The organism is Sinorhizobium terangae (assembly GCF_009601505.1).
Taxonomy (GTDB): Bacteria; Pseudomonadota; Alphaproteobacteria; order Rhizobiales; family Rhizobiaceae; genus Sinorhizobium; species Sinorhizobium terangae.
Map to the genome: position 1 here is coordinate 217,924 of NZ_WITC01000017.1, position 14,243 is coordinate 232,166.

The 14,243-nt window shown below is 63.1% G+C and carries 5 protein-coding genes; 1 reads left to right on the forward strand and 4 read right to left on the reverse strand.

The features are described from left to right. Nucleotides 1-275: 275 nt before the first annotated feature. Nucleotides 276-1,016, reverse strand: coding sequence for a LuxR family transcriptional regulator (locus GHK62_RS02880; protein ID WP_153436828.1), 741 nt, complete (start codon nucleotides 1,014-1,016; stop codon nucleotides 276-278). A gap of 388 nt (nucleotides 1,017-1,404) precedes the next feature. On the opposite strand from GHK62_RS02880, the gene GHK62_RS02885 reads away from it, so the two are divergent. Continuing rightward, a complete protein-coding gene (locus GHK62_RS02885) occupies nucleotides 1,405-3,162 on the forward strand; it encodes a glucan ABC transporter ATP-binding protein/ permease (protein ID WP_184108633.1) in 1,758 nt (585 codons plus the stop codon). Nucleotides 3,163-3,228: 66 nt separating this feature from the next. Here GHK62_RS02885 and GHK62_RS02890 read toward each other — a convergent pair whose 3' ends face one another. The 3 genes from GHK62_RS02890 to ndvB all read right to left on the reverse strand — a co-directional run bounded on the left by GHK62_RS02890 (nucleotide 3,229) and on the right by ndvB (nucleotide 14,199). After that, nucleotides 3,229-4,065, reverse strand: coding sequence for a carbon-nitrogen hydrolase family protein (locus GHK62_RS02890; RefSeq protein ID WP_153436830.1), 837 nt, complete (start codon nucleotides 4,063-4,065; stop codon nucleotides 3,229-3,231). Nucleotides 4,066-4,154: 89 nt separating this feature from the next. Next, complete coding sequence (locus GHK62_RS02895) at nucleotides 4,155-5,360, reverse strand: OpgC family protein (protein ID WP_234886745.1); 1,206 nt, start codon at nucleotides 5,358-5,360, stop codon at nucleotides 4,155-4,157. Between the two features lie 226 nt (nucleotides 5,361-5,586). Then, nucleotides 5,587-14,199: a cyclic beta-(1,2)-glucan synthase gene (ndvB, locus tag GHK62_RS02900; RefSeq protein ID WP_153436831.1), complete on the reverse strand. Its 8,613-nt coding sequence runs from the start codon at nucleotides 14,197-14,199 to the stop codon at nucleotides 5,587-5,589. Nucleotides 14,200-14,243: the final 44 nt, after the last annotated feature.

The following is a 14,243-nucleotide window of genomic DNA, read 5'->3' on the forward strand; positions in this document are numbered from 1 at the left end:
TCAGATGCGACACCGAACCTGGCCCATTCGGTCACTCGGCTCCAGGTCGGAACAGTTCCCACCCGGGGCCGGAGGCCACCGCCTCTGGCCTGCCGGCCATCTCCCCCATAAGGGGGAGAACAGATGTGGCACCCCTTTGCGCTTCGTCAGCACTGTTCCCAGTTGCAGCACCGTATTGTTTGGAGCGAGGAGCAGGCCGCAAGTATTCTCCCCCTTGTGGGGGAGATGGCCGGCAGGCCAAAGGGGGTCTGGCTCAGCGCCTGGTTGAGAACGGACTAAGAAATCAGCCCCAGACGGAAGGCGATGGCGACGACGTGATGGCGGTTCTTCGCCTTCAGCTTTTCCTGAATGCCGTTCATGTACCAGTCGACCGTGTGGCTCGATATGTCGAGGACCTTGCTGATGTCGTTCGACGTCATGCCGTCGGCAAGATAGTTCAGCGCCTCCATTTCGCGCCGCGTCATCTGGACTTCGACGCGCGAGATAAGCTCGGCCATGATTTCCGGATCGGTGAGCTCCAGCAGCTTCCAGAAGAGCCTCTTGGCGATCGCGTCGAAAAGGCTCAATTCGACCGGGCTGAGGTCCACCACGCGGCCACCGACCGTGAGATTGCCCATCAGGCCGCGCCGGCCGTGCACCGGGAAAATATAGCCGTCGAAGAGGCCGTGATTGCGGGCCTCGACCATCATGCTTTCCATGCGCTTGCGATGCGGATCCGAGCGGAAGGCCGCAAGCGTGTCGCGCCAGCGGAAGCCGCGCTGGGCATGGCCGAGATAGCGGATCGTCGGATCGATGACGACATATTTCTTGCGGATGTAGATCTGCGGCCAGCCGTCCGGCCAGCGGCCGGCAAGGAGCAGCCTCAGTGGGTTCTCATGGGGTTTGGGCTGGCGCACGACACCGTAGAAGTCGAAACCGCAACGATCGAGCAGCCGTTCGAACTCGGGCAGAATCTCCTCGCGCGTCTTCATCTCCTCCAGGAGCGCCAGAAACTGAACGAGCAACGTGATATTCATGGAACACCTTCAGGTCGAGAATGCGAGGGTCGCAGCGCATGAGGACCTCACATGAACGCGCCGTTCAGAAGCCATTCATGTTGCAACCGCGATAATTCTTCTTATCACGCCCGGTCTTGTACGAAACCTGCAAAATATCGGAATGGAGGCAAAGATAGCGGACTATGGATTATCCCGCCAATCCTCCCTTGGCACCGGATCTTCCCGCAAGTCAGCAGAGTTTTGCCTCCACGTTTTCGGCAGGAATTTCACAGGCCGCCCAGTGGGGCTTTGACGGCCCGGCACGGTGGGAAGAATTCCCCCACCCCGGATCGCCAAAGGCGCAAATGCACTGCCGCATCGAAACATTGCTGCGGCGCAACATCCGATGCCCAGAAGGGGTGAGACAGTGTCTTTGTTCCAGGTGTATGCAAGAGCGCTTCAGTATCTTGCCGTTCACAAATTCCGCGTCGGGGCGATCGTCATCGCCAACATCGTGCTTGCCGTCGTCACGATTGCCGAGCCGATTCTCTTTGGCCGAATCATCGACGCGATCTCGTCGCAAAAGGAAGTCGCGCCGGTGCTCTTCCTGTGGGCGGGTTTCGGCATCTTCAATACCGTCGCCTTCGTGCTCGTCTCCCGCGGGGCCGACCGCCTTGCGCATGGCCGGCGGGCGTCGCTCCTGACCGAAGCCTTCGGGCGGATCATCTCCATGCCGCTCTCCTGGCACAGCCAGCGCGGCACCTCCAACGCGCTGCACACGCTGCTTCGCGCCTGCGAGACCCTCTTCGGTCTCTGGCTCGAAGGCATGCGGCAGCACCTGTCGACCGTCGTCGCACTCGCGCTCCTGGTGCCGACCGCCTTCTCCATGGACGTCCGCCTGTCGATCGTCCTCGTCATCCTCGGCGTGGCCTATGTGGCGATCAGCAAGGTCGTGATGGACCGCACGAAGGACGGCCAGGCGTCCGTCGAGAACCACTACCATACGGTTTTCTCCCACGTCTCCGATGCGATCAGCAACGTTTCCGTGGTGCACAGCTACAACCGCATCGAGGCTGAAACGCACGAACTGAAGAAGTTCACCGAGCGGCTGCTGTCGGCGCAGTATCCGGTGCTCGACTGGTGGGCACTCGCCAGCGCGCTCAACCGCATGGCCTCGACCATCTCGATGATGGCGATCCTCGTCATCGGCACGGTTCTGGTGCAGAGCGGCGAGCTCGGCGTCGGCAAGGTCGTTGCCTTCATCGGCTTTGCCAACCTCCTGATCGGCCGGCTCGACCAGATGAAGGCCTTTGCCACCCAGATCTTCGAGGCGCGCGCCAAGCTCGAGGACTTCTATAACCTCGAGGATTCGGTCCGCGAACGCGAAGAGCCGGCCGGCGCCAAGGAATTGACCGGCGTCGTCGGCGAGGTGGAATTCCGCGACGTGTCCTTCGACTTCGCCAATACGAACCAGGGCGTACATAACGTCTCCTTCACGGCGAAGGCCGGCCAGACGATCGCCATCGTCGGCCCCACCGGCGCCGGCAAGACGACGCTCGTCAACCTGCTGCAGCGGGTCCATGATCCGAAGCACGGCCAGATCCTGATCGACGGCGTCGACATCTCGACGGTCACCCGCAAGTCGCTGCGCCGGTCGATCGCCACGGTCTTCCAGGATGCGGGCCTCATGAACCGCTCGATCGGCGACAACATCCGCCTCGGCCGCGACGACGCCTCGCTCGACGAGGTCATGGCCGCCGCCGAAGCCGCAGCCGCCGCCGACTTCATCGAAAGCCGCATGAACGGCTACGACACCCTCGTCGGCGAGCGCGGCAACCGCCTCTCGGGTGGCGAGCGCCAGCGCGTTGCCATCGCCCGCGCGATCCTCAAGAACTCGCCGATCCTGGTACTCGACGAGGCGACAAGCGCGCTCGACGTCGAGACCGAGGCCCGCGTGAAGGACGCGATCGATATGCTGCGCAAGGATCGCACCACCTTCATCATCGCCCACCGCCTGTCGACGGTGCGCGAGGCCGACCTCGTCGTCTTCATGGATCAGGGCCGGGTCGTCGAAATGGGCGGCTTCAACGAGCTCAGCCAGAGCAACGGCCGCTTCGCCGCGCTGCTGCGCGCCAGCGGTATTCTCACGGACGAGGATGTCCGCAAGAGCCTCACGGCGGCGTGATATCGGTAGACGTCAGATTAAATGCCCCGGCCATGCCGGGGCATTCTTGTTTTTAGTCAATGGGACTCAGTATCTGCTTCTGTTGAGGCTTCTGAGATCATTCACCATTTTCTCCCGGTAGATCTCTCCCTGCCTTGCCCTGGCCCGCCAGGGACGGGCCTTTTGAAGCGGGACTTCGTAAGCCGGATCGGCCCGGTCGAGCGTCGCGATCGCTAGGCTGGGCTCAAGCGATTGCGAGCATCGATTGATCCACTGTCCATCGGGGCCGATCATGCCTCCGACGCCCTTGTGGGCTTTTTGTGCTGGTGTCGCGGCGGCGATCCAAAGGCAGTTCAGCCCCGCATGTGCCTGCAGCGCGATTTGGAAGTGCGGTGGAATGCCATAGGAGGAAAACAGAACCGCATCGACGCCGAGACGCTCGTATTCGGCGAATACCTCCGGAAACTGGCACTCGATGCATACCGCGCAGCCGAAACGATGGCCATCGACCTCGAACGTGATCGGCTGTACTCCCGGCGTATACCAGCCGCCGAGTTCGCTGTTCGAAAGATATCTCTTGTCGTATCTCGTAAGCAGCCTTCCATCGTCCGCAAACACGTAGAGGCTGTTGTGGGGCGGATAACCCCCCGAGAGCCGATGCGCAGCACCGACGACGGCAAAGATGCGGAGTTGTCGGCAGACCTCGGCTATGGACCGAAGCTCGGCTTCCTGTCGATCCCAATCGAAATCCCGCCAGCGATCAGGACTTCCTATTTGCGGCTTCGCATAGCCCGACAGCGCACCTTCGCAGAAGTTGATCACACGCGCGGCCTGACGCGCGGCGCTGTTGATCAGCTCGCGTATCACTGCTCCATTCACCGCAATCTCCGGCGAGACGTCACTCTGTGCTGTCGCTACTTTCAACCGAAATGCCCTATTGCACGCGAATCAATGATCGCGTGGGCATGTTAACGCGGATCGTGGCGATCCGCGCTACGCCGCTGACAACTCTGCTACACAGCTCTGAGCGGCTTTGCCACCGCCACGTCCTTCAGCCATTCGAGGTAATAGGCATAGACGAAGTGGAGCCCGATGCCGGCGATGACAAAGAGCGAGCCGATGATCGGGTTTTTGCCGGTGACGAAGAGAAGCACCTGGCCTGCCATCGCAAGAATCGTCCCGAAGATGAAGACGGCCAGCGAATGCCGGCCGATCATCACCAGCGGATGATTGTTCTCAAGTCTGGTCAGCCGGCTGATGACAGGGGTGATCGCGAGCAGATAGGCGAGCGCAAGCACATGCAGGAGCCGCGTCAGCGACAGGAAGGTCTTGTCGAAGCCGGTCAGAACCGCCGGCAGCCCGAAGGAGAAGTCGATGTTCCACCAGGAGAACAGGACCCAGAAGGCGGAGACGGTGAGATAGGCGGCGGAAACCCCGATCAGCAACCAGTGTCGCGGCAGGCGCCCGCCGGCGCGGACGTGATTCATGGAGAGGATGCCGATGACGAATAGGAACTGCCAAGACCAGGGATTGAGGAACCAATAGCCCTCGTCGAGGAAGTTGGACGGCACCAGCTTGAACCAGCCGGCGGCGAGCCACAGCGCCGCCGATAGCGCAAGGAGCAGCCAGCGCCCCACCACATTCAGCCACAGGATACCCGGCAGCATCAGGAACAGTGCTGCATAGAGCGACAGGATATTGTTGTAGCCGAGTTGATGCCCAAGCAGGACCATCGCGACGATGCCCTGCTCGGCCTGCTCGACGATCGGCCGGATGTTGATTTCGCCGATTAGGTCCTGGCGGCCGAAATAGAGCGCGCCGCCCGCGAAAATCGCCAGCGTCACGACGCTCGTCATGATATGGGCGACATAGAGCGTCAGCGCACGCCGCCACATTTTCAGGGTCAGGGCCAGTCTTGCGCCGGCGACGAATTTTCCGCCATAGGCAGCACCGACCGCCAGCCCTGAGATCAGCACGAAGGCCTCGGCGGAATCCGAGAAGCCGATGTTCTTGTGCGTCAGATATTCGAGATACTGGCCTGGGACGTGGTTGATGAAGATCGTCAGCAGGCAGAGTGCGCGGAAGACGTCGAGGCGTGTGTCGCGCTCGGTAGCCGGCACAGGGCGAGGAACGCTGATCCTGGACTGGTTGGAGCCGGGATCTTGGTGATCCGAGCCGGCAGCCTTGATCGGTTCCTTGCCAAATGTCATTTGCAGCATGCGGTCTGGTATCCGGGATTTGGCGCCCCGCCCTACCCCTGTTGAAAACAGGATGCCGAAAACGCGCCCAGGCGATCTCCGAGTGGCTTTCGGCACCGTCGATGAAGCGCGATCCCGAACACTGCAAAGTGCGACAGGGGATCGCGGCTGAAACTGTGCGGCAAACGAAAACCGGCTTTGCCCGTCTGGTACAAAGCCGGCTTCCTCCCATGCTCAATTCCGGCGGTTACAGCAAAATGCCTTCATGCGCGTTTTTTGTGACACTATTATTTACGCTGACGATCGGTTCACCGGTTTTTGAATCGCGATCCACGGAAATTCGATGCGTCGCGCCGTTCAGCCGGACCTCGGCGGAATAGCCCGCCCAATCCGCGGGCAGCACGGGTCGAATCACCAGCTTCTTTCCCTTCATGCGAATGCCGAGTATGCCCTCGACGCCCGCGCGATAGAGCCAGCCGGCAGAGCCTGTGTACCAGGTCCAGCCGCCACGCCCGGCGAGCTCGCCTTCGCCATAGACATCGGCGGCGACAACATAGGGCTCGACCCTGTAGTGCTCGGCATCGTCGCGGCTGAGCGCGTGCGATACGGGGTTGAGCATCTGGAAGGTCCGCCACGCCTCTTCCGCCCGTCCCTGAGCGGCAAAGGCGAGCACAACCCAGGTGGCCGCATGCGTATATTGGCCGCCGTTTTCGCGCACGCCCGGCGGGTAGGCCTTGATGTAGCCCGGGTCATGTTGCGTCTTTTCGAGCGGCGGCGTGAAGAGCCGCACGATCCGCTTTTCCGGATCGACGAGTTCCGCCATCACTGCGTCCATCGCACGCTTGGAGCGCTCGGCCTCGCCTTCGCCGGAGAGCGCGCTCCACGATTGGGCGATGGAGTCGATCCGGCACTCGACATTTTCGGCGGATCCGAGCGGCGTGCCGTCGTCGTAGTAGCCGCGGCGATAGTAATCACCGTCCCAGCCTGGCCCGTCGAGCGCTGCTTTCAGCATCTCGAGATGCGTCTCCCAAAGCTTGGCGCGCGCATTATCCTTCCGCTCGCGGGCATGGGGCAGGAAGGCGCGCAGCGCACCGGCGAGGAACCAGCCGAGCCAGACGCTCGTGCCCTCCCCGGCAATACCAACGCGGTTCATGCCGTCGTTCCAGTCGCCGCCGAGAATGAGCGGCAGACCGTTCGCCCCCGTCCGCTTGATCGCGAGATCGAGTGCGCGGGCGCAATGCTCGTAGATATCGGCCGTCTCGTCCGCGCTCTCCGGTGTGAAGAAGCTGTCGTGCTGGCCCTCTTCGAGGGCGAGTCCGACAATGAACGGCACCTTCTCCGCGAGGATGTCCGTGGTGCCGGTGACCGCGCAGTAATGCGCGACCGCGTGGGCGAGCCAGACGACATCGTCGGAAATCATCGTGCGGACGCCGGCACCGGTGCCGGGCAGCCACCAGTGCTGCACGTCACCCTCGACGAACTGCCGGGCGGCCGCGTTGAGGATCTGCGCGCGCGCAAGCTCCGGCCGATGCAAGAGGAAGGCGAGGGTATCCTGCAACTGGTCGCGGAAACCGTAAGCCCCGCTTGCCTGGTAGAAGGCGGAGCGCGCCATGATGCGGCAGCCGAGGCTCTGATAAGGCAGCCAATGGTTGACCATGTGGTTGAAGGCCCTGTCGGGCGTTTCGACCTTCACGACGCCGGTGAATTCGCTCCAGAACGCCTTCGCCGCTTCGAGCGTCGTGTCGAAGGCGGTCCCTCGCAATTCGGTGAGGATCGACTGCACCTGTTCGCCGCTGTCGGCGTCGCCGAGGAAGAAGGTGATCTGCCGTTCCGCACCGGGCTCGATAACGAGATCGGACGAAAGGGCCGCACAGGCATCGCCATCGGTCTCCGTGAAGCCGGCCAGTGCAGCACCGGCGATGACCGCTTGCGGCGCCAGAATTCCGCCGGCCTGCCCCAGGAATTCCCGCCGGCTCGCCGTATAGGAGGCGACCTCAGCGTCGATCGCGAGGAAGGCCGAACGGCCGGCATAGTCGAGGCTGTACGGATTGGTCGCGACGAGCGCCTGGGCTTCCTCGCGCCATTCGGGCAGGACAAACGGAGCCGTCCGGCCGCGGTTGTTGCCGAGCACCCATTCGGCATAGCCGTAGATCCGCAACTGGCGCGCGGAGGCGCCGCGATTGCGGATCGAGAGCCGCACGAGTCTCGCCGGCAATGTCCTGTGTACGGTATGGATCGCCTCGATTTCGAGCTCGTCCTGCGTGCTTGCAAAGCTCGAATAGCCGAGGCCGTGACGGGCTTCGAACACGGCCGACTTGCGCCGCGAAAGCGCGGCATAGGGGGTCAGCACCGAGCCGCTCGCCATGTCGCGGACGAAGATCGCCTCGCCTGGCCGGTTGACCACGACATCGTTGGTCCACGGTGTGAGCTGGTAGTCGCGCGAATTTCGGCTCCAGGAGAACGCCGAGCCCTCGGCGGAAACGTGGAAGCCGAAGTGCTCGTTGGGAATGACGTTGATCCACGGATGCGGTGTCGCTTCACCGCCGCGCAGCCGCACGACATATTCGCGCCCTTCATCCGCAAAGCCGCCAAAGCCGTTCCAGAACTCCAGCCCGTCGCCGCTGATTTCGGCTGCGGGACGCTCGCCCGCCTCCTCGATCACCGGCAACAGCATCTGTGTGCTCTCGGTGGTTTTCGCGGCAGGCCTCGCGTAGAGCGCCGTGGCACGGGCAATCTGGTCGGAGATCGTGCCGTTGCGGGCATGGAAGACGGCGCGCGAGGCCGAAAGCAGCGTCGACCAGGTCTCAGGCTCCATCAGATCGCGGCGTACGGCGAAGATATGCTGCCGCGGACCGTCGGAAAGGCCACGCAACCGCAGGTTTTCGCACATCGAGTCGAGCGTGTGCTGCAGGTCCTGGGCATAGGAGGATGCCCGCTCGTTGATGACGACGAGATCAGCGGTGATGCCGCGCGCCCTCAGATATTCCTGCGCCCGCAGCGCCTCGCGCGCGATGCCGAGGTCGCCGTCGTCGTTGATCCTCAGGCAGAAGATCGGATAATCGCCGGAAATCGCCAGCGGCCATAGCGCCGACTGAGAGGCGAGCCCGGATTTGACGGTCGCCGTATCGGCACGCAGGTGCATGTCCGGATAGACAAGGTAACGGCCAAGCATCTGGAAGCTTGCCGCCTCCTGCGACGTCACCCCGACATGGCGCATCTGCACCTGGCTGCGCGTCCAGGCATGGATCAGTTCGTGGTTGAAGGTTTCCGGGTGCCGGTAGCGATCGATCGCCCGATCGACGGTCTCGCGGTTGGGTGCGGCAATCGTCCAGAAGATGACGCTCACCTTCTTGCCCGCCGGAACGCGCACGACGCGGCGTAGCGACATGATCGGGTCGAGCGTGAAGCCTTCCGTTCCCGAAAGGGTGACGCCGGGGTCGAAGGCCGCCGCCTCCGCGAGGGTGCGGCCCTGCCCCAGGAAGCGCCGACGGTCGGTTTCCACCTGGGTGTGGCGGTCGCTGCCGGCATTGTCGGTGATAAGGTGCGCAACCTCCATGTCCGGATCGCCCGCGCCGCGCTTGTTGCGCGAGACACGGATGACGTCGCCCTGTCGGCTGATCTCGGTGCGCACGAACATCTTGGAGAAGGCGAGATGGGCGCTGTCGGCATCGTCCGTCGCAAGCACCGGCTCCGCATAGGATGTGACTTCGATGAAGCGGTCCTCTGTGCCGGTGTTGAGCAGGATGACCCTTCGGCCCTCCGCATCGTGCTCGGTCGCGACGATGCATTCGACTTCGCTTGTCAGATCGCCGACGGTCTTGACGAACTCCGCCTTGTCGTCGCCGAAACGGGTCATGGTCTTTTCGCCCGGCGCCCGGCGCGGTTCGGCCGTGGCCGACCACCAGTCGCCGGTGACGGTGTCGCGCAGGAAGATGAACGTACCCGTCCGGTCTTCGACCGGATCCGGTTTCCACCGCGTAACCGACTGGCCGTTCCAGCGCGCATAGCCGGCGCCGGTCGCGGTCAGCATGATCGAATAGTGCCCGTTCGACAGGAAGACGGTTTCGCGGTCCTGCGTCAGCGGATCCTCGATGACGCGGACTTCCGGCCTGAGGAGATCGGCCTGGCCCTTGCCGAGCGATTCCGGCTCGCGCTTGGCATTCATCACCGGAATGTCGCGCGGTGCCTTCTCCTGCAGCAGCAGTTCGGCCGCCTCGATCACCGGATCGGCATGGAACCACTCGCGCAGGCGCCCGTTGAACACGACGTTCGCGACCGCCGCGACCGACATGCCGTGGTGGTGGGCATAGTAGTTGCGCACCACGGCGCATTTCTGCCCTTCGGGAACGCGCGTCGGCGTGAAATCGACGGCGTCATGGAAGCCGTAGGCGCCGAGAGCACCCACCTCCCGGAGCCGCGCCAGGTTGGCGAGCGCAGACTTCGGATCGTACATGCAGGCGAGGATCGACGCGTAGGGCGCGATCACCGCATTCTGGCCAAGACCGCGCTTCAGGCCGAGCGTCGGCACACCGAAGTTCGTGTACTGATAGGTGAGCTCATGGTCGCGCGCGTTGAAGGCGGCTTCCGATATACCCCACGGGGTCCCAAGGCGCCGGCCGTGGTTGATCTGCTCCTGAACCACCAGATTGTTCGTCTGGTTGAGAATGCCGCCCTGCCGCTCCTGCATGACCAGCGGCGGCATCAGATACTCGAACATCGAGCCGGACCACGAGACCAGAGCGCCGCGTGCGCCGATCGGCACGATCGGGCGCCCGAGCTTGTACCAGTGCTCCGTCGGCAGATCGCCCTTGGCGATCGCAAAAAGGCTCGTCAGCCGCGCTTCGGAGGCAAGCAGATCGTAGCACGCCTCGTCGAGTTCGTTGGCATTGACGCGGTAGCCGATGGACAGCAACCGCCGCTCCGGCCGGAACAGGAAGCCGAAATCCATAGAGAAGGCGATGTCGCGCGCGCGCTCCTTGAGCACCATGAGACGCTGGCGCAGCGCCTCGATCGCGCCGAGATCGAAGACGCCGTCGGCGATATGCGCCTCGCAGGTGGAGACGAGCGAGCCCGCCCATTTCTCCACCTCGGCGCTCTGGGCGGTGCGTACTTCGTGATCGAGGTTGGCGGCAAGCTTGTGCATGTCACGCGCAAGCACCGCCAGATTGATCACGCGGATCGATGCGAATTCGCGCTCGCGCTTGACGGCGGCAAGCGCGTTCTGGAAGCCGGCGATGCGCTCTTCGATCAGGTGGCGCAACGGCCGAACGGTCTTGCGATCGTCCGGCAGTTCGTTGAGCACCTCCGAGAGAATGCCGGCCACGTCGCCGATGCCATCGAGATTGCCCTGTACATGGGCGGAGGGAGCCTCGGCCCATTCCCGGCACATGGACGAAACAGCGATCAGGTGGCCGGCGAGGTTGCCGCTGTCGACCGACGAGACATAGCGCGGCTCCATCGTTTCGAGCGATCGCGTCCGATACCAGTTGAAGAGATGGCCGCGATATTTCGGCATGCGGTCGATCGTCGCGATCGTCTGCTCGAGCCGCGTGATCGTGTCTTCGAAGCCGATCCAGCCGAAATCGCGCGCGGACATCACCGACAGGAGATAGACGCCGATATTGGTGGGCGACGTACGCTCCGCCAGCACCGGCTGCGGCGTTTCCTGGAAATTGTCCGGCGGCAGGAAGTTCTGTTCGGCGGTCACGAAGGTTTCGAAGTAGCGCCACGTGCGCCGGGCGATCTTGCGCATCTCGTCGATCGCATCATCCGACACGACCAACTGGTCCTCGGTCTCGGCCGACTGACTGACAAACCACGCAACCAGAGGCGAAGTCGCCCAGATGAGCGCGAAGGGGATGCCGATGTAGGGCAGTCCGGTATCGGACACCGCGGCAAGCGCCAACGAAATGACCGACAAGGCCGGCGCCGTCCACATCGCGCCGAAATAATCACCGATCGAGCCATGACCGGCGCTCTGAACCTGCGCGGCGGTGCGCCACTCGAGCATCAGCTTGCGGCTGACGAAGGTTCGGTAGAGCGAACGAACGATCGCATCTGCCATCATTGCGGCATTGTGAGCGATGAAGACGATGCGGAGCGCCACCTGGGCGTTGGCGGCGCGGATATCCGAGAGCACCGTATGCAGATGCGCCCGTGCGACGATGTCGTTGCGGCGCGGCATGATCCCGTTGATCAGCGACAGGGTCGGTGCAACGAAGAGGCTGAAGATCAGCACGAGCTGCCAGATCAAGGCCTCGGTCGGCTCCATGTAGTACCAGCCCATGACCGAAGCGACGAGCCATGCGACCGGGATGAGTGACCGGCGAAGGTTGTCGTACATCTTCCAGCGGCCGAGCATCGACAGGCCGTTCGACGGATTGAAGATATAGGGCAGCAGTTGCCAGTCACCACGCGCCCAGCGATGCTGGCGCGACATTTCCACCTCGTAGCGGGTCGGGAAATCCTCGACGAGCTCGATGTCGGTGACGAGCGCACAACGTGCATAGGACCCTTCGAGCAGGTCGTGGCTGAGCACGGCATTCTCCTCGATCCTGCTCTTCAGCGCCGCCTCGAATGCGTCGACATGGTAGAGGCCCTTGCCGGTGAAGCTGCCTTCGCCGACGATGTCCTGATAGACGTCCGAGACCGTGAAGACATAGGGATCGATACCGCGGTGTATCGAGAAGATGCGCTGGAAGGCGGAGGCCTCGCTGCCCGTGGTGAGCGATGGCGTCACACGCGGCTGCAGCAGGCTGTAGCCGGTCAGCACTTCCTGCGTCTTGGTGTTCACGACCGGCCGGTTGATCGGGTGGTAGAGCTTGCCGACCAGCTTCGTCGCAGCGTCGCGCATCAGGCGGGTGTCGGAATCGAGCGTCATCACATATTGGACGCCGTCCGGAACCATGTTGGCGCCCGGCAGGAACGAGGTATCACGGTCGCCGCGCAGCAGGAGATTGAGCTCGTGGAGCTTGCCGCGCTTGCGCTCCCAACCCATCCAGACGCCCTCGGCCTCGTTGAAGAGCCGGCGGCGATGCAACAGGAAGAAGCGCGTCTTGCCGTCATAGGCGTAGCGGGCCGCGAGCCCGGCGATTTCACGCTTCGCATATTCGAGGACATCCATGTCGGTGGGCGTTTCCTCGAACTTGCTGTCGGCCCAGTCGCTGAGCAGGGCGAAATAGATCTCGCCGCGGGGGTTGGCGAGATAGTGCACCTCCAGATTGCGCACCAGTTCGTCGACATGGTCACGCTTGGCGATCAGGCACGGGACGACGACAAGTGTGCGGGCATCCGCCGGGATGCCGTTGAGGAACTCGTAGCCGACGAGCCGCGACGGTTTGACGACGAGCGTGACCAGCGTGTTGAAAAGCCCCATCGCGCCTTCCGAAGCCGGCAACGCGAAAAGCAGCAGCATGATCAGCTTGGCGCCGTTTGGGATCTCCATCGGGCTGACGAAGGCGTAGACGGCGACCATTGCGAGAATTGTCAAGAGAATGTTCGGTCCGGCGATCGCAAACCAGCCCAGCTTGCGGCCGAACCGGACGATGTGCTGGAGCGGCGACGGCGAATAGCCGATCCTTTCCTCCAGCTCCTTGTACCGCATGCCGACGAGGAAGGAGCCGACATTCGGCTCCTGCAACGGGGCTTCGACAGCCGCGGCCGCCCTTGCTTCCTCGACCATTTCGATCGCGATCTGGGTGACTTCATGCTCGCTGTGGCCGGAGCGGCGCGCCAGTTTCTCGATCGTGTCGCGGTACTTGTTGCGCGAGCCGAAATCGAGCGAGGCATAGTCGGAGCCTTCGCGAAGCGTCGCGTCGATCTTGCTGACGCTCTCGAACCAGACGGCCCAATCCGTATCGTCGATTTCGCGCAGGCTGCGGATGATGTTGCTCATCGTCGCGTTGCCGGAACCCAGGCGATTCTGCTCGGCAACCAGCGCCTCCTCGACGTCCGTGCCGCGCCTTTCGAGCCGTTCCTCGATCCAGCCGATCACCGCGCCCGAAGTCTGTGAACCGTCGCGCATGCGATAGAGAAGCTGTGCGATGAACGTGTTGTCGGCGGAGAGCGCCTCCGCTTCCGCGAGCAGTACCCTGCACCTTTCGGGATCGTTCAGGCGCACGATCTGGTCGGCAAGGTCGTTCGCCTTCTGCCGCATGCCGCGCGAGCGCTCGACCCGAATGGCGATCCGGCGCAGGTTCTCGATCAGCACGAAACGCAGGATCGACGGCAACGCCCACAACTCGCCGATCTTGAAGGTCTCATGCTGCTGGAAACCCTCGACCATCGCGGTGATGTTTTCCCGCGAAACCATGCTGTGGGTGTGGGCGACATAGAGCCAGGCCAGCGCCATCGTGCGTGGGATGACGACACCCGACACCGAAAGCGTCGGCAACTGTCGATAGAACCTGCGCGGAAAATCGCGCCGGACCTCCTGGATTGCCTCCTCGACCACATGGTGGTTGTCGAGCAGCCACTCGGCCGCGGGCGTGATCGAGGCGCCGGCTTCGACGTCGGCCGCCGTCGCGCGATAGACTCGGAGGATTTCCTTCTCGTTTTCCCGGTGCCGCGCGCGGAAATCGAACGAAAAGAAGCCGGGCAGCGACGAAGCGCCGTTCAGGGCGAGGTTCTCGCCGCATTGCCGAAGGTCGTCGATCGAGAAATAGGTCGAGCGAATCGAATCGTTATAATCGATTTGTTTCGCTTCGGGGTCGCGCGGTGAATGAGACGGCTTGTTCTGAAGGAGCATGGCTGAGGTTTCTGATTCCAACCGATGTTGTTCGGCCCGGCTTTCGTTGTTCGGCCAGGCGGATTGCGGCCCTGATGGTCCAAGCGGCGTCGGCGCGTTTCTAGACACGTTCATGTGCCCTCCCATCCGCCGTCATCCTCCCGAAGGCGGGAAGGCGC

What these genes read in the sequence shown, in the direction of transcription:
- GHK62_RS02880 (WP_153436828.1), bottom strand. Translation starts at nt 1,016, where the DNA reads ATGAATATCACGTTGCTCGTTCAGTTTCTGGCGCTCCTGGAGGAGATG.
- GHK62_RS02895 (WP_234886745.1), bottom strand. Translation starts at nt 5,360, where the DNA reads ATGCTGCAAATGACATTTGGCAAGGAACCGATCAAGGCTGCCGGCTCG.
- ndvB (WP_153436831.1), bottom strand. Translation starts at nt 14,199, where the DNA reads ATGAACGTGTCTAGAAACGCGCCGACGCCGCTTGGACCATCAGGGCCG.